Annotated in this window: 16 protein-coding genes; 7 read left to right on the top strand and 9 right to left on the bottom strand. The window is 41.2% G+C overall.

What is annotated here, in order from left to right; all coding sequences use genetic code 11:
- Positions 1-122: 122 nt before the first annotated feature.
- Complete coding sequence (locus tag IRJ18_RS18155; protein WP_194107711.1) at positions 123-2,453, bottom strand: TonB-dependent receptor; 2,331 nt, start codon at positions 2,451-2,453, stop codon at positions 123-125.
- A gap of 67 nt (positions 2,454-2,520) precedes the next feature.
- Complete coding sequence (locus IRJ18_RS18150; protein ID WP_194107710.1) at positions 2,521-2,838, bottom strand: hypothetical protein; 318 nt, start codon at positions 2,836-2,838, stop codon at positions 2,521-2,523.
- A gap of 244 nt (positions 2,839-3,082) precedes the next feature.
- On the opposite strand from IRJ18_RS18150, the gene IRJ18_RS18145 reads away from it, so the two are divergent.
- The 4 genes from IRJ18_RS18145 to ruvC all read left to right on the top strand — a co-directional run bounded on the left by IRJ18_RS18145 (position 3,083) and on the right by ruvC (position 8,377).
- On the top strand, positions 3,083-5,074 hold the full coding sequence (locus tag IRJ18_RS18145) for a DUF3857 domain-containing protein (protein WP_194107709.1): 1,992 nt from the start codon (positions 3,083-3,085) through the stop codon (positions 5,072-5,074).
- Positions 5,075-5,087: 13 nt separating this feature from the next.
- A complete protein-coding gene (locus tag IRJ18_RS18140; RefSeq protein ID WP_194107708.1) occupies positions 5,088-7,025 on the top strand; it encodes a DUF3857 domain-containing protein in 1,938 nt (645 codons plus the stop codon).
- An 11-nt stretch (positions 7,026-7,036) separates the two neighbouring features.
- Entirely contained in the window at positions 7,037-7,663 is a 627-nt protein-coding gene (gene aat, locus IRJ18_RS18135) for a leucyl/phenylalanyl-tRNA--protein transferase (RefSeq protein WP_194107707.1), read from the top strand.
- Positions 7,664-7,786: 123 nt separating this feature from the next.
- Positions 7,787-8,377: a crossover junction endodeoxyribonuclease RuvC gene (ruvC, locus tag IRJ18_RS18130; RefSeq protein ID WP_194107706.1), complete on the top strand. Its 591-nt coding sequence runs from the start codon at positions 7,787-7,789 to the stop codon at positions 8,375-8,377.
- A 160-nt stretch (positions 8,378-8,537) separates the two neighbouring features.
- Here the strand turns inward: ruvC and IRJ18_RS18125 are convergent, their stop codons facing one another.
- The 3 genes from IRJ18_RS18125 to IRJ18_RS18115 all read right to left on the bottom strand — a co-directional run bounded on the left by IRJ18_RS18125 (position 8,538) and on the right by IRJ18_RS18115 (position 10,650).
- Positions 8,538-8,951 carry an HIT family protein gene (locus IRJ18_RS18125; RefSeq protein ID WP_194107705.1) on the bottom strand — a complete coding sequence of 138 codons (414 nt, stop codon included), beginning with the start codon at positions 8,949-8,951 and terminating at the stop codon, positions 8,538-8,540.
- An 87-nt stretch (positions 8,952-9,038) separates the two neighbouring features.
- On the bottom strand, positions 9,039-9,512 hold the full coding sequence (gene greA, locus IRJ18_RS18120) for a transcription elongation factor GreA (protein WP_194107704.1): 474 nt from the start codon (positions 9,510-9,512) through the stop codon (positions 9,039-9,041).
- A gap of 202 nt (positions 9,513-9,714) precedes the next feature.
- A complete protein-coding gene (locus tag IRJ18_RS18115) occupies positions 9,715-10,650 on the bottom strand; it encodes a 2-hydroxyacid dehydrogenase (RefSeq protein ID WP_194107703.1) in 936 nt (311 codons plus the stop codon).
- 78 nt (positions 10,651-10,728) lie between these two features.
- On the opposite strand from IRJ18_RS18115, the gene IRJ18_RS18110 reads away from it, so the two are divergent.
- Positions 10,729-11,286 (top strand): penta-EF hand family protein, encoded by a 558-nt coding sequence (locus IRJ18_RS18110; protein WP_194107702.1) that lies wholly within the window; start codon positions 10,729-10,731, stop codon positions 11,284-11,286.
- Here the strand turns inward: IRJ18_RS18110 and IRJ18_RS18105 are convergent.
- Both IRJ18_RS18105 and rsmA read right to left on the bottom strand, forming a co-directional pair.
- Positions 11,279-12,034, bottom strand: a complete 756-nt coding sequence (locus tag IRJ18_RS18105; RefSeq protein ID WP_194107701.1) for a hypothetical protein — start codon at positions 12,032-12,034, stop codon at positions 11,279-11,281. The two genes, IRJ18_RS18110 and IRJ18_RS18105, sit on opposite strands and share 8 nt — an antisense overlap.
- The gene (gene rsmA / locus IRJ18_RS18100; protein ID WP_194107700.1) at positions 12,031-12,810 is read right to left on the bottom strand and encodes a 16S rRNA (adenine(1518)-N(6)/adenine(1519)-N(6))-dimethyltransferase RsmA; all 780 of its coding nucleotides are present in this window, start codon (positions 12,808-12,810) and stop codon (positions 12,031-12,033) included. Before rsmA ends, IRJ18_RS18105 begins: the two co-directional genes overlap by 4 nt.
- Positions 12,811-12,983: 173 nt before the next feature.
- On the opposite strand from rsmA, the gene pdxA reads away from it, so the two are divergent.
- Positions 12,984-14,036 carry a 4-hydroxythreonine-4-phosphate dehydrogenase PdxA gene (pdxA, locus tag IRJ18_RS18095; protein ID WP_194107699.1) on the top strand — a complete coding sequence of 351 codons (1,053 nt, stop codon included), beginning with the start codon at positions 12,984-12,986 and terminating at the stop codon, positions 14,034-14,036.
- Positions 14,037-14,117: 81 nt separating this feature from the next.
- A complete protein-coding gene (gene cysS, locus IRJ18_RS18090) occupies positions 14,118-15,578 on the top strand; it encodes a cysteine--tRNA ligase (RefSeq protein ID WP_194107698.1) in 1,461 nt (486 codons plus the stop codon).
- Positions 15,579-15,657: 79 nt separating this feature from the next.
- On the opposite strand, the gene IRJ18_RS18085 is transcribed toward cysS, so the two are convergent.
- Together IRJ18_RS18085 and IRJ18_RS18080 are read right to left on the bottom strand one after the other, a co-directional pair.
- Positions 15,658-16,101 carry an LIC_13387 family protein gene (locus tag IRJ18_RS18085; RefSeq protein WP_194107697.1) on the bottom strand — a complete coding sequence of 148 codons (444 nt, stop codon included), beginning with the start codon at positions 16,099-16,101 and terminating at the stop codon, positions 15,658-15,660.
- A gap of 246 nt (positions 16,102-16,347) precedes the next feature.
- Positions 16,348-16,992 carry a hypothetical protein gene (locus IRJ18_RS18080; RefSeq protein ID WP_194107696.1) on the bottom strand — a complete coding sequence of 215 codons (645 nt, stop codon included), beginning with the start codon at positions 16,990-16,992 and terminating at the stop codon, positions 16,348-16,350.
- Positions 16,993-17,254: the final 262 nt, after the last annotated feature.

Here is a 17,254-nt window from a genome sequence, read left to right as displayed (position 1 = left end):
GCAGGCCTAAAAAAATTTAATATTTATTTGAAGATAGGCAGATTTAGCTATAAAAACTCCCAAAAGCAAAAAGCCCCATACCATCGGCACGGGGCTTTTTGCTTTCATAGGAACTTATATGATCAATTCATTTTGGCTAACACAAAAGGGATATTAATACCAAAAGTAATGTTCCGGCCCGGGTTATATACACCAAGCGTAGGGTTAGTTTGATCCAGGCGGCCCGGTTTAAGGCGGCTTAAGGCATCATAATATTTTTTATCGCTCAGGTTATTGCCCGCTACATAAATTTTAACTTTTTGCTTACCAAAAGCAACCGTTGTGCCTACAGATGCATTAATGAGCGTATAAGCGCTGGTTGGTGTTTCAAAAGCGGCATCAAAGCGGTTTTGAGCAAAATAATTATCCAAACCGAAAGAAATATAACTGTCTTTCAGTTTACCAATTTTCGGCTCAAAACGGATAGTGTTGTGCATATTACCTGCCGGTATGAACGATAACGGTCTGCCCAGCGTTGTATTTTGCGCATGGGTATAGCCAAAAGTGTTATCTAAGTGGATATACCTTACAGGATGTAGGGTAAGGCTGGCTTCCACTCCATATAGATTGGCATTTACCTGCGTGTAGCGATAAATGGGATATAATTGTGGGTTGCCGTTATTGTCGGTAACCGTAATATTATCGCCCGCGGCATTTGCCGCGTAAATAAAATTATGGATATAGTTATTGTAGATTCCCAGGCTGGCTGACACTTTATCATTATCGTATTCAAAAGCCGCATCAGTTTGATAACTGCGTTCGGGGCTTAAATTGGGGTTGCCCACCTCGTAACGGAAAGTCCCTTCGTGCACACCATTCGATCCTAATTCGGCTGTGTTTGGCGCACGGAAAGCGGTACCTGCATTTGCTTTGAAACTTAAACGATCGGTAAACTCGTGGGTGTAGCCAATAGCAGTACTTACGTTTGATGCATTGTTATCAAAAGCGGTGAAACGTGTAGTGCCATTTTCAACTAAGCCTTTGCCTTTATTATCGCGGTAGTCGTAGCGTAAACCAAAGTTCAAGGTGTTTTTATTCCAGGTTTTTTTCAGATAAGCAAACGCGCCGCCGCCATGGGTATCGTAATCGGGGATCAAAAACTCGGTGCCTTTGTTTACGCTATGACCGGCATCAATACTGAGACCAAAAACAGGTTCCCAGCCATTTTTCTCGTTCAGGTAATATTTGGCATCGCCCGAATAGGTGTTCAGATCAAAAAACAATGAGGGTGTTGGGTTGTCCAATTCGCGGCGCTGGTTATTTTGAAAACCCAGGTTAAGCTTTAGCGAACCTGAACTGAACACGATGTTATTATCCAATGCTATTTTAAAATGGCGGATATCCTGACGGGGGAAATCAATAGTACGGCTTTTGTAATCCTTATCGGTAAATGCCACGCCACTTTCATTTACATATTGCCCCGCATTGTTAAACTCAGGGTCGTAAAAACCTATGTTATTTTTAAAGTACGAAAAAATAAGGTGCGAATAGCCCCAGCTTTTATTAAAGCCAAGCATGCCATTCAAGTCGGTTTCGTTAAAGCCCGAGTTAGGGAAATAGCCAGTTGGTGTGTTGAATGAATAAGCATTTTTGTATGATCCGCGACCGCGCCAAACAAAGCCATTCTCATTGCCGGTCAGCATCAGCGAGTTGCTGGTTAAACCATTGTTGGTTGAATAGTTTGATACTAATTCGCCACGTACTTCACCATCCGGCGTGGTTAATGGTTCTAACAGGTTAAGCACCCCGCCCAATGCATCCGAGCCATACATTAACGATGCTGCACCTTTCAGCACTTCAACGCGTTCAATTTTAAACTGGTCAATCTCCACACCATGCTCATCACCAAATTGCTGGCCTTGTTGTTTTACACCATCATCCAGTGTCACCACGCGGTTGGCGCTTAAGCCCCTGATCACCGGTTTTGATATGGCCGGCCCGGTGCTGATCTGCGAAAAACCAGGCACCTGCTTAGCAATAGCATCAATTAAATTAGTCGATGGGCGCAGTAACTCCTCGCGGTTAAGCGTAGATACCGAGGTGCTGTTTTGCTTGTTATTCGAACTTGTAGGTGTGCCGGTAATTACCACCTCTTTGGTTTCAATACTGGTGGGCTGCATCTCAAAAACAATGGGGGCGGTAGATGACATATCAACCACCTGGGTCAATGTTTTGTAGCCTACATATTGCACCTGCATAATCAGTTTGCCTCTTGGCGGCAGCGACCTGAAAGTAAAATTGCCATTAGCATCGGTAGCTGCAGTAATCTTTAGGTCGGGGATAGAAATTGTGGCCCCGGGCAGCGTCATTTTGTTGGTAGCATCAATTACCTTTCCGGTCACATTGCCAATATCTGCTTTGGCTGCTATAAATATCAATTGCATCAGCAAAAAGCTGAATATCTTAAATTTCATAATAATAAACTTTAATTAATAAATACCAACACTTAAGTGCGGGGGAAGAACAAAAAACCTGAGGGAATTATGAAATTGCAGATGGAGGTGCCCTGCCCGATGCCAGGACAAGCTGTATAAGCGTTATATCAGATTTTTTATACTGATAGTGGCATAATACAGCAATTGCGGGGGTAAAATATACATGCTGTGTAAGCAACATATGCGAGTGGTGCATTACAGCGCAAACATCGCACTTCTCTTTTAAAACAGGCAAGCCCGATTTGGTTGATGTTGCTATACTACCCTGCTTGTAATGCGTGTGTGTAAATGCTAAATATTGGCCTGCTATAAAAAAAAGCAGCAGTACCCAGGTATAAATGATATTTCTGTTATTTCTTTTCAAACCAACACGCAAACGTTGTTACACCACAAAGTTAATAATTAAACACGCAGATACATATAAGGTTCGTAACAATCGTGTTAATTGGGCAAAGGCTATCAATTATACTACAGTATGACGATGGCCCCTATAGTTTAGTTATTACATTTTTACAATATGGTTCAGTTCCCTTGCTATAGAGTAATTCCCGATATAAATTTTATTTAAAAGAAATTTGCATTATATTTAGTGCTACCAAACCCTTGCAATGAATAAAATTTTTACTGCCCTGTTACTGTGTGGCTTAGCTACTACAATAACCAATGCCCAAAAGAAAACTGAAGTTCCGGGTATCCCTACAACACAACCTTATGGCAAAATTGATATAGCCGACCTGGAGCTAAAAGCCTGCGATTTTGAAAAAGATGCCAACGCTATGGTGCTTTTTGACAAAGGCGATACCTATTACGATGACCAGTTTAACATTATGATGGAGCGCCATAAACGTATAAAGATATTTAATGATAATGGCAAAAATGAAGCTAACATCCGCATTGAATATATTAGTGGCAACCATTATGAATATATTACAGGGATAGAGGCCGAGACAATTAACCTGGTAAATGGTAAAATTGAAATAACCAAACTTGACAAAAAGGTACTTTATAATGAAACCATCGACAAATCCCGTTCGGCTTATGTTTTTTCATTTCCTAATGTAAAGCCAGGATCGGTAATAGAATATCGTTATAAATGGACCACACAATCATTTTCTAATGTTCCTGACTGGTATTTTCAAAGTAAAATACCTACCCGTTACAGCGAGCTTGACACCTCCATTCCCGATCTGTTGTATTTTCGGGAACAAAGCCATGTAATAGACCCTTATTTGTTGAACAAAGAAAGTACAGAATCAAAAAGTGTTGGTACCGGCACTGATGTGGTTTCCTACTCATTACTGGAGAAAAAACGGGCTTTAGCAAATATCCATTCCATGCCAGATGAACCTTACATGACATCGGCTACGGATAATATGCAATCACTTTTTTTTCAGTTAACTTATATCAAGCCTATAAATGGTTTTACCCGATCATTCTCTGACACATGGGCAAAGGTTGGTGCGATATTAGCTGACGATGAGGATTTTGGTGCACAATTAAAGCGTAAACTGGCCAACGAAGAGGCCATTATTACTAAAGCCAAAGCCATGAAAACCAATAAGGAAAAAATGACCTATGTTTTTAAAGAAGTGCAATCGGCCATGAAATGGGACGGTGTTGACCGCTGGTATACTAATGATGGTACCGTTAAAGCATGGGAGAAGAAAACGGGGAACTCAGCCGAAATTAACCTCATATTATATCATCTTCTTAACAAGACCGGTGTAGAGGCTTACCCCATGGTAGTCAGCACGCGCGAACACGGTAAGGTTAATCCGGCATATACATTTTTATACCAATTTAACCGGGCAGTAGTTTATATTCCGGTTGATAGTACCCTCCATTATATTCTGGATGCTACCGGAAAATATAACAGTTATAATGAAATACCGGATAACCTGCTTAATTCTACCGGTTTATATATAGACAAAGAAAACAAACGCTTTAATACAGTATTCTTAGACAAAAGCACTCCATCACAACAGGTTATTTTAATTAACGCCGATATTAACCCCGACGGAAAAATGGCAGGGAAGGCAGAGATGACCGCGTATAGCTATAATCGGATAAATGGCATAAAGCGATACAAGACAGACGGCGAGCAAAAGTATATTGACTATTTGAGGAACAATGATAATGCGATTAAAATAGCAAGTCTTAAATTGGAAAATATGGAAACGGATACTTTACCGTTGTCGCAAAGTATGGATTTTAAAATGGACCTGACAGGCAGTGATGGTACCTATATCTATTTTATTCCATCTGTTTTCGCACCTTTGCGTACCAACCCGTTTTTAGCTGAGAACCGGATGTCGGATATTGATTTTGGGTACCGCGATAATTTCTCGCTTGTAGGCAATTACAAAATACCCGATGGTTATAAAGCTGATGCTTTACCTAAAAACATCATTTTGCAAATGCCCGATCAAAGTATCACCTTCCGACGTATAGTTGGCGAGCAAAACGGATCAATTGTAGTAAGATATTTAATGGACCATAAAAAAAGCATTTACTTCAAAGAAGATTATGGGCAGATACATGAATTTTATAAGAAAATGCATGAAGCCATAAATGAACAAGTGGTGTTGAAAAAATCGTAAGGCTTATATAATTATGAACAGGATAACTATAGCAGTACTAAGTACTGCTTTATTTTTTTCATTGGGTTTAGCAAGCAGCTACGGCCAGGATAAAACACTACCTAAAGAGGTTTATCTGGCATCGGGCATCCCCGATTCACTAAAAGAAAACGCCAATGCTGTAATCCGTTATACCATGAATGAGATTACAGTAAAAGCACCGGGTAAACAGGTGTTAAAACATCATAGCATCACCACGGTATTAAATGAAAAAGGGGATAAGGCGGGTGAAGTAGTATTAATGTATAACCGCAAGTATGATACTTATTCGAACATCGAAATTAAAGTATATAGTACTACAGGGCAGTTGTTAAAGAAATATCATAAGAGCGATATGTATGATCGTTCTGCAACGGACGATGAAACTATTGTTACGGATGACCGCCTTTTAGCCGTGCAACATGCTATAGCAAGCTATCCAACTACTATAGAGGTATCCTATGAAGAAGATATATCAAGCTTTACAGATCTGGGCGCGTGGATGATAAGGCCAAAGGCTGAAGTAGCTATTGAAGCCGCTTATTGCAAGGTGACAGTAAACCCAACTGTTGGCTTTAGATACAAGGCACAAAATATAGCTTTAACCCCAATAAAGGGCACACAAGGCGATATGGAAACTTACAACTGGCAAGTAAAAAACCTGAAAGCAGTTAAGCCCGAAGACAATACTTTAAGCTGGCAATTACAGCAAAAGATTGCGATGGCTACTAACAATTTTGAGTATTATGGTATCCCAGGGGCTTTTGATAGCTGGCAAAATTTTGGCAAATGGATAGCTAAATTGAATGCGGATGTAAGTACCCTAAGCCCTGAGCGGTCGGCTGAAATAAAAAAGATGACCGACACCATAAAAAGCGACAAGGATAAGGTGCGGTTCCTTTACAGATATTTACAGCAGAATATGCGCTATGTGAGTGTGCAACTTGGTATTGGTGGTTTAAAACCATTCCCGGCAATGTTTGTAGACCAAAAGAAATATGGTGATTGCAAAGCCTTATCAAATTATATGTACGCATTATTAAAAGCTGTAAATATTCCATCGTATTATGCTATTATAAATGCGGGTGTTAACGAAAAACCGGCCGATCCGGACTTCCCTGATAATGTATTTAACCACGTAATATTATGTGTGCCCTTAAAAGGCGATACCACTTGGCTTGAGTGTACCAGCACCACTCAGCCTTTTGGAAAATTGGGGACTTTTACCGAAAACCGCAATGCCCTGCTAATTACCGAAGACGGCGGCAAATTGGTTAGTACGCCAAAAAGCGTTTTGCAGGATAACCTGTTTGATAGCTATGTCCATGTGGCCATCAATCCCGATGGCAGCGCTAAGGCACAATTAAAATTCCTTTCAACCGGTGAATATCGAAGCATGTATGTGGGACTGGCATCTATTAAGATGGATGAACAAAAAACTTACTTAATAAAATACCTTAACCTTAAACAACCATCGGCCTTCAATTTTAATTCGGCACCCGATAAAGATGGTACTAAGGAAATAAATATAGATTTAGACTACGATAAATTTTGCGACTTGGCCGTTGGTGATAAGCAGTTTTACAAACCCAGCGTATTTGATATTTGGCGATTAACCTTGCCCGAAATAGAAAAACGCAAAACCGATTACTATTTTGAACATCCCATGCAAAAATCGTGTGTTACTGCGATAGATTTGCCCGCCGGCTTTGAAATGGAAACCCTGCCTGCCGATGTAAAACTAAAGTTTAGCTATGGCAACTATGAAGCCAGTTACCAATACGACAAAACAAAAAACCAGTTAACATCCACGGTAAAATTCAAACTTAATAACCAGATAATACCTGCGGCCCAATACAACGAAATGCAGAAGTACATGGATGACATTGCGCGGGCCCAGAATAAAAAAATGGTGATTAAACGAAAGGCGTAAATTTGCCCCTGATGATATTCAGGCTTGATGAACGTTTACTGTTTCCCGCCCCTCAACTGGCTGAAGAAGACGGCCTGCTGGCTATAGGCGGCGACTTATCGCCAGCGCGTCTGTTGTTGGCTTATCAAAACGGCATATTCCCCTGGTATAGTGATGATACCCCTATTTTGTGGTATTCGCCGCATCAGCGATTTGTGCTTTATCCCCAAAGGCTGAAGATATCCCGAAGCATGCGGCAGGTGCTGCGGTCGGGCAAATTCAGTGTAACATTTGATACCGCCTTTGAAGATGTGATACAAGCTTGTTCTACTGTTTATCGTGAGGATCAGGACGGTACCTGGATAACCAACGATATGATAACCGCTTATACCGGATTGCACCGCCTTGGCCATGCGCATTCGGTTGAGGTTTGGGAGCATAATGAATTGGTTGGCGGCCTATATGGCGTTCAGGTTGGCCGGGTATTTTGTGGAGAAAGCATGTTTAGTAAAACAAGTAATGCCTCGAAAGCGGCATTGATCGCCCTTTGCCAAACCAACAGGTATGATTTGATAGATTGCCAGGTGTATACCGCGCACCTGGAATCGTTAGGCGCTGAAATGATAAGCAGGGAAGAATATATGGAGGCCTTGTTTTAATGTGCAGATATGCAAATGTGCGTATTTGCAGATGAATGAATATTGTAAATTCTATCGATTTTAATTATCTGCACTTTTGCATATTCGCACATTTGCACATCAAAATGGTTAGCTTTGCAATACATGCAGCAACCCGATAAAAAAGAGCGGATAATTTTAGGGATAGACCCCGGCACAGCGGTGATGGGTTACGGATTGGTGAAGGAAGTTGGGTCTAAACTGGAGTTGATTAGCCTTGGGGTAGTAAAAATGGCTAACCTTGACGATCACAACTTAAAACTGCAGCGCATTTTCGAAAAAACAGTAGCCCTAATTGATAACTACAAACCCGATTGTTTGGCTATTGAGGCTCCGTTTTACGGCAAAAACATTCAGGTGATGCTTAAGCTGGGCCGGGCGCAAGGAGTGGCTATTGCCGCTGCCTTATCGCGTAGTTTAGTTATATGCGAATATGCCCCGCGTAAAATAAAGCAATCCATCACCGGTAATGGTAATGCTACCAAGGAGCAGGTTGCCGCCATGCTTAAAACATTATTAAAATTTGAAGAAAGCCCCGAGTTTTTAGATGCCACCGACGGGCTGGCCGTAGCCGTTTGCCACAGCTTTCAGCGTATTACTACCGGGCGTGGCAATAAAATATCTTATTCGGGTTGGGAAGCCTTTGTAAAGGACAATACCCAGCGTGTAGCCTCGCCGTTGAAGATTAAGAAGTAATTTATTTATAATTTGTCATTGCGAGTGATAGCGTGGACAACCGACCAACGGGAGCTCATTAATGCCTTAAAAATAAATGCATTATTAATAATCTCGTAGTTCGTAAATCAAGCTATGAGATTGCCGCGTCGCGACGCTCCTCGTAATGACAAAAAATATATTACTCTTCTTCCCGTTCTTCCCTCAATGCTTCTTTTATCTTTTCCAGTGTAGCCTCAAATTGTTCAGCAGTAAATTTCAACTTAGGATTTGTGAAATTAATATCGTTAGCCTCGTTCATGGGTATCAAATGGATGTGCGCATGCGGTACCTCGAGGCCCATTACTACTACGCCAATACGCTCGCAAGGGATGGCTTTTTTTAAGCCAATAGCTACTATTTTGGCAAATAATTGCAAGCCCGCATAAGTTTCGTCATCCAGGTCGAATAAATAATCCACTTCCATTTTGGGGATCACCAACAAATGGCCTTCAGTAAGCGGACTAATATCCAGGAAAGCCAGAAAATCGTTGCTTTCGGCTACTTTATAGGCGGGTATATCACCGGCTACTATTTTTGAAAAGATGCTTGGCATAATCTAATTTTGAATTAGTGAATGAGTGATTTAGTGAATAGGAAATGTGATATTCACTCATTCAAAACTCACTCATTCACTAATTGTTTAGCGCGAAATTTCCAGTATCTCAAATTCCATTTTACCGGCGGGCACCTGTATCTCGGTTTTATCGCCTACAGATTTACCCAGCAGCCCTTTGGCTATGGGCGATGCTACCGATATTTTACCGGCTTTAAGGTCGGCTTCCGTTTCTGATACCAGTTGATAGCTCATCGTGGCGCCGTTTTTTATGTTCTTTATTTTTACAATAGACAAAGCCAGTACTTTTGAGGTATCCAGTTTAGATTCATCCAGTAAACGGGCGCTGGATAATACCTCGCTTAGTTTAGCAATTTTGGTTTCGTGCAGGCCTTGTGCTTCTTTGGCTGCATCATATTCAGCATTTTCAGAAAGGTCGCCTTTATCACGCGCCTCGGCAATGGCTTTAGCAATTTGCGAACGGCCTTCTGTTTTTAAATACTGTAATTCTTCTTTTAATTTTTCTAAACCCTCTTTGGTGTAATAGGTTACTTCTGCCATAACTCACTATATAAATAATACTTTAATTCTTTACGGTTTGCCAAAAAAAACCGCCCTCCCATTTTTAAGAAGGACGTTAAGGCTTTTATTAAAAACAAACAAGACTACGTTGGCCTATTAGCCCGCATAGTCTTGCTTTGTTGTAAAACGAAGATAAGTGATTTAAGTTTTAATATCCAAATTTTTTTACTGCCTGAACTTTTTAGGGAAGAAGCTTAAGCGCCGCCAGCTTTTGCGCCAACACTTCGCTTAGTTTCCGGTACGAATCGAATGTCCAGCCTGCTACGTGCGGGGTTAATAATATCTTACCATTTTGTTTTAAATCGCTAAACCAAGGCTGCTCGCCAAGCACCGGGAATTTTTCTACCTCCAGCACATCAAGTCCCGCGCCCAATATTTTGCCCTGTTTAATTGCGTTAAGTACGGCTTGTGTTTTTACTACTTTGCCCCGCGCGGTGTTCAGCAAAAATATCGGCTTTTTAAAATGAAATAAGTATTCATCGTCAACCATCCCTTTTGTTTCGGGTGTGAGCGGGATATGTAAGCTTAATACATCACTATGCTTTACAATTTCCTCCATACTAACCTCCCTGGCATAATGGTCGCTAAAACCGGTGCGATATTTATCGTAAGCAATTACGTTCACTTCGAAACCACTTAATTTACGGGCAAAACTTCGACCCATGTGGCCATAACCAATAATGCCCACGGTTTTGCCTTTTAATTCGAACCCCCTGTTGGCTTCCCGCTTCCACTCGCCGGCGCGTATTTCAGCATCGGCGCGGTTAAAATTGTTCATCAGCGCCAGCAGCATCCCTATAGCATGTTCGCCAACCGCATCCGAATTACCTTCGGGAGCATTGAGCAAATGAATCCCTTTTTTGATGGCATAATCCTCGTCGATATTATCCATCCCCGCTCCGGCACGGCAAATGAAGCGCAGGTTAGTAGCTGTATCCAGCGTTGTTTTATCAACCTGGAACTTTGAACGGATAAGCAGCCCTGTATACTGAGAAATAATACTTAATGCTTCAGCGGGTGTAATATCGGGCTGGTAATTGCAGGTATAACCCAGCGCCTCGGCCTGTTCAATAAAAATGGGGTGTATATCGTCGACAATAAGGATATTATTTTTCAATTTAATAGCAATTTGTACAAACGTACAAAATAACTTGGCACGTAAATAGTACTATTCTGTGCAACTAAATATCCAGCTATGAAACTATTTAAATACCAACAGATAAATGCCGCTTTAAAGCAACAGATTGCCAACCTATCCGGCGAGGGCTTTAAGCAAATATTTGACCGCATAGATCAGTTCGGCATAAAAAAAGGCGTAGATAAAATGGGCCTGGATAAGTACATAGAGCAGTGCGCCATTGTGGCAGCTACATCGGGAGCTGTATCCGGTAGCGGCGGTATGATTACCATGCTTATTGGTGTACCGGTAGATATGGTGAATCTCATTACCCAGCAGTTTCGTGTAACTATGGCAGTGATGTACCATAATAAGGGCAGTTATAATTTCGGCTTTGAAGAGTTTATGACTATGATAGCTACTTCCTTAAAAGTTGAAGCAGGTGTAGCCCTCACTAAAACAGTAATGGAAAGCGTTGCCGAAAAACTGCTGTTAATGGTGGGTACACGTACAGCCGAACGCTTAGTACCGATAATAGGCGGCGTGATAGGCGGCACCACCAATTATATTTTTATTAAACGCGTAGCAGCAAGAGTGAAGGAACTGGAAGCAGCCGGACAGATCATCGCTATTTAATAACCAATGCGCCAGGTTTTTTAAACTGACGAAGTTTAGCACAAGGCACAAACCAGTCGCGGCTTGGTTCGTAGGATTGTCGCATATGCGGCAAAATGCGTTCAGTAACAAATGTCACCCCTTTTTTAGTGAACGCATAATGTGTAAACATTTCTTTTTTACTCAGAGTATCTATGGAATGATATAATTCATTATAAAAAAGTTTTTCTTCATCTATATCCCTTTTATACTCCTCATCCTTTTTTTCACGCCAAGCCTGGTCTTCATGAATGGCTTTTTTATATTGTTGTTTGTAGGTCCGGAATACCCAATTTAGCCCAGTCTGGTTAATTTCATTACTGATGGGATATGGCTTTCCTGTATGGATGTTATAAGTATCCCATTCCTGGTATTCTTCAGGGTGGGCTCCCATGCTTTCGTAATATAAATGGATGGAAAGGATATCTTTACTTTCAAAAGGTATCTCATAATCCAGCCAGGTAATACCAGTACCGTCAGTTTCAAAACGTTTAACGTTATTAATTATCGGCTCATCGTTAACAAGGTGCTCTTCCGATAAAGTTTTTTTTAATTGGGGGTATTTATCTGAAACTATGGGAATGATCAGACTATCGGGGTTTAGGTTATCCCGATATTTCATATAGATCTTTTTGGGATGGATGATGTGGCTTTTCCTGAGGGCTTTATCTTGCGCCAATGCGCCGATAGAACATAATAGCAATACTGATAAAAAAGCCCATGGTTTCATCGTGCTGCTACTATTTTATTGGTCAATTCCACAAAATCAGCTACGCTCAACCGCTCTGCACGCAGATCAAGCATAGGTTCGTCGCTCATTTTTTCTTTATTAATGAGGGATGATACCGCGTTACGCAAGGTTTTACGGCGCTGGTTAAACCCTGCTTTTACTACCTGCCAAAACAGTTTTTCATCGCAATCCAGTTTTTCGGTTTCATTGCGCGTTAAGCGGATTACTGCCGAAAGCACCTTTGGCGGTGGGTTAAATACACCGGCTTTCACTGTAAACAAGTATTCAACCTTATAGTAAGCCTGCAAAAAAACGCTCAGTATACCGTATTCTTTACTCCCAGGTTTTACAGCGCAGCGTTCGGCTACTTCCTTTTGGAACATCCCCACAACCTCTATCACCTTATCACGGTTATCCAGTACTTTAAAAAGTATTTGCGAAGAAATATTGTAGGGAAAATTGCCAATTATCCCGAATGGCCCCGTTGATACCTTGCTGAAATCCATCTCAAGAAAGTCGCTGTTAATGAGCCGTTCACCCAACTGCGGGTATTTTTTTTGCAGATATTGATACGATTCGGTGTCAATGTCTATCAGGTATGTTTCCAGGTCAGTTTTTTGCAACAGGAAGTCGGATAGTACGCCCATTCCGGGGCCAACTTCCAGCACACGCGAATATCTGCCCTTATATTGCAGACTGTCCACAATTTTTGCAGCAATGTTTTTGTCGGTTAAAAAGTGTTGACCAAGATGTTTTTTAGCACTAACCAGAGACATGCAACAAATAACGGTTTTTTAGCTGAAAGGCCAAAGCAGAAACCGAAAAGCAGGAAAAATGGTCAAAAGTTATAGCTTTGCATATTAGTGAGTTCGCGTGGTGGACTTGACAATGATAAACAATGCGGGGTTTCAGGCTTTGCGCTTTGAGCCTCCACTTTCAGCTTATAAAAATGGAGAAAATAAAAATAGGGATCAGTATTGGCGATGTCAATGGCATTGGCCTTGAGATCATCATCAAAACCCTGGCCGATGCGGCTATAATGGATTATTGCACTCCTATTGTATACGGACATACCAAGGTGGCTTCGTTTCACCGCCGCACATTAAATGTACAGGACATGAATTTTAACGTTATTGCCGAGGCTTCGCAGGCACAGCACCGCAAAGCTAACATGATCAATTGCTGGGAAGAGGATGTGAAAATAGACCTGGGCCAAAGCAATGAGACTGGCGGCAAATACGCGTTGCTATCATTAGAACGCGCTACCACCGATCTGCTAAGCGGACACATAGACGCATTGGTTACAGCGCCTATTAATAAAGATAATATCCAGAGCGACACGTTTAAATTTCCTGGGCATACCGAGTATTTACAGGAACGCGATGGTGCAGCCGAATCGTTAATGTTTTTGGTGAGCGATACTTTGCGTGTTGGTGTTGTTACCGGCCATATCCCGGTTTCGCAAATACCACAGGCCATTACAACCGAAAAAATATTAGCTAAGCTAAAGTTAATGAACAGTAGCCTTAAAACCGATTTCTGGATCCGCAAGCCCAAAATAGCAGTGCTGGGTTTAAACCCGCATGCCGGCGATAATGGGTTAATTGGCGATGAAGAACAAACCATAATTGCCCCCGCACTGGAGGAAGCCCGTGCTGCCGGTATACTGGCCATGGGCCCGTACCCTGCCGATGGTTTTTTTGCAAATGCCACCTATACCAAGTTCGATGCCGTATTAGCGATGTATCACGATCAGGGCCTGATCCCTTTTAAACAGATCTCGTTTGAATCTGGCGTAAATTATACGGCAGGGTTAAGCTTTGTGCGCACCTCGCCCGATCATGGCACGGCATACGATATTGCAGGGCAAAACAAGGCATCTGAAGTATCCTTTCGCGAAGCCTTATTTTCCGCGATACACATTGTAAAACACCGCCGCGAATCGGCCCAGTTGAATGAAAACCCTCTACAGTTTACCAAGTTAAGCAGGGACAGGGATTAGCCAGTATCATAATAATTCAATTTTATCGGCAACGCCCTGTTGTATTTAGTCCCGGGTGTAAAAAAATCGTAAGTTTGCCCCATGGAACAAAATATATTTGTTTACAACACTTTAACCCGCACCAAAGAAGTATTTAAGCCACTTAATGCCCCAAATGTGGGCATGTATGTATGCGGCCCTACCGTATATAGCGATGCCCATATGGGCAATTGCCGCACTTATATCTCGTTCGATCTTATCTTCCGGTATTTAACCCATATTGGTTATAAAGTGCGTTACGTACGCAACATTACCGATGCCGGGCACCTGGAAGGCGACGCCGATGAGGGTGAGGACAAAATTGGCAAAAAAGCCAAGCTGGAACAATTAGAGCCAATGGAAATCGTACAACGGTATACTATTGGTTTTCATGATGTAATGCGCGAGCTAAATATTCTGCCGCCAAGTATTGAACCAACTGCGACCGGCCACGTGATAGAGCAGATTGAGCTGGTAAAAGAGATAATAACGCGCGGTTATGCTTACGAGGTTGAAGGTTCCATTTATTTTGATGTTGAAAAATACAACAAAACGCAGGATTATGGCATTTTGAACGGCCGTAAGCTGGAAGATCTTTTAACCAATACCAGAACGTTAGGGGGACAGGACGAAAAACGCGGCAAGCTTGATTTTGCCCTATGGATAAAAGCAAAACCCGAACACCTGATGAAATGGCCCTCCCCATGGGGAGTGGGTTTCCCTGGCTGGCACCTAGAGTGCTCGGCCATGAGCAATAAATATTTGGGACATAAGTTTGACATCCATGGCGGCGGTATTGACCTGGTACCTACACACCATACTAATGAGATAGCCCAAAACGTAGCCAGTTGCGGTGAAAATCCGGCTAACTACTGGATACATACCAATATGCTTACTGTGAACGGGCAAAAAATGTCTAAATCGTTAGGCAACAGTTTTTTGCCACATGAACTATTTACCGGTAATAATAAAATATTGAATAAGCCGTATAGCCCTATGGCTACGCGCTTTTTTATGCTGCAGGCACATTACCGCAGTACACTCGATTTTGGTAACGAGGCTATGGAGGCATCCGAAAAAGGTTTTAAGCGCCTGATGAATGCATTTGGATTACTGGATGGATTAAAAGCATCGGCTACAAACGAAACTGATATTGCTGCATTGCGCCAGCGTTGCTATGAAGCCATGAATGATGATTTTAACAGCCCGGTGCTAATTGCCGAATTATTTGAAGCATCGCGCATTATCAACTCCATACATGATGGAAAGCTAAACATTGATGCGGCAAACCTGCAATTGTTAAAGGATACCATGAACAGTTTTGTACTGGATGTGCTGGGCCTGAAAGCTGAAATAGCCGCCAATGATGACCTGCCTAAAGTAATGGATATGATAGTTGACCTGCGCGGCGAAGCCAAACGCAACAGCGATTATGCTACATCTGATAAAATACGCGATGGCTTGCAAAAAATAGGGTTTCAGTTAAAAGACAGCAAAGAAGGCACCACGTGGAATAAAGCGTAACTATAATCCATTCTGAATGTCTTATCCGTCGCTATTAATGAAATATAATAGGATAAAAAGCAATCTCCACAGTTCGGAACTATCTTTTTAAACTATATTCAGGATGTTTACGTAATTGTATCATTGCAACGATGATCACAATACAAATAATTAAACTGGTTACTGTAGGTATCATAAAAACGTACAGGTAATCGGTAACCGTAAACCCAATGAAGCATATTAAAATGGGCCAAAGCAACATATAAACTACCTTGGGGTATTTTTCCACCATCTCTGAAAACATCCAGCATATAACAGCAAAACCAACTAACACTATAACAGAATCCAGGCTTAACGCTTCATAAAAATTGTCCCAGCTTCGCATATAACCATTAGCGTTAAACTTATATTGCTCCATCTGCCGAATTAATTCTTTACCGGCAGGATCAGTTGTTTGCTTACGGGTAAGGTGCCCCATAATGTGGCCAAACGCATAAAATAAAGTAACAAAAACAGCAATTCTGAGTAGGATTTTAGGTTTCATTTTCAATTGTTTGTGGTTGAAGATTATTGCGAATTACCCAATTACTTATATTAGCTTAAATATATCATGCAAATTTTTTATTATCAATAGGTTAGTGTAATGATATTTATGGCTTCGCAAGGTTTAGTTTCGTTGACAGAGAATAGCTTAGCTAAGTGATAAAAGCTATTGGGGTATATCTTTTAATGCAAAACATCTGTACATTGATTCTAAAGCCATATATTAACTTCAATCCGGCCTATTCAATTATAGGCTGTTATACTTATCAAATAACTGGCTTAGGTCGGCATCATTTTTAAAGTTTACTTTGTTGTTTTTAAGATAATCTTCCATTTGGCCCGCCTTATCGGCCATTACGGCCATCACCGCTTTCTTGTCGGGTTTTATTGCACTCATTTTATCATCTTTAAATACATAATAAGTCGCGGTAGCCACATATGTACGGTTCGCCGTGGCCGATCCATAGGTTTTAGTTTCCTCAATATGCTTGGCCAAATGTTTTAACAACTTAGTTTTACCATCAGAAAGCACCTGGTAATACGAGTCTTTCACTTGTGCGCCAATAGCAGGGAAACCACTTGCAAATTTCATCCCGTCAATAATGAACCGGGTAACAGGTTCGGCAAAACTCATGGGCACATTGTCTTTAGATGCAAATACCACCACATCATTTTTAAGGTCGTACTTTAATTTCATATTATCATACGTACCTTTAGCAATAGTTGCCGACCCGATACCCCAGGTATCTTTTAAGTATGGCGACCCCTCCGCTTCGTCAGCCCGGTTTTCTTTTAATACATTACCCTGAATATCCGAATAATAGTTTTGAGCCTTTGCTGTAACGCTAACAAATAGTGCGATAGTTAATAATGAGCTAACAAATTTTTTCATGTTAAATGGATTTAGTTTCCCAAAATGTGTCCATTTAATAAATAGCCAGTTACCCGATGGAACGGGCGTCAGAATAATAGTTAGTTAAATATACATTTTTTAAAATATATGATTAATAGTTGTGGGATTTTAAGAACAAAAAATTATTTGCTTGATATAAAAGCAATCTAACACCTATAGAAATAATGACAAGGCGCAGCAGCCCGATAAAATAAAGCCACATAACCATCGTTAAAACAAAGTAAATGCATCAACGGCAAAC

It is taken from the genome of Mucilaginibacter boryungensis, assembly GCF_015221995.1.
GTDB classification, from domain to species: domain Bacteria; phylum Bacteroidota; class Bacteroidia; order Sphingobacteriales; family Sphingobacteriaceae; genus Mucilaginibacter; species Mucilaginibacter boryungensis.
The sequence above is the reverse complement of the archived record's forward strand: the minus strand, read 5'-3'. Positions and strand labels throughout refer to the sequence as shown.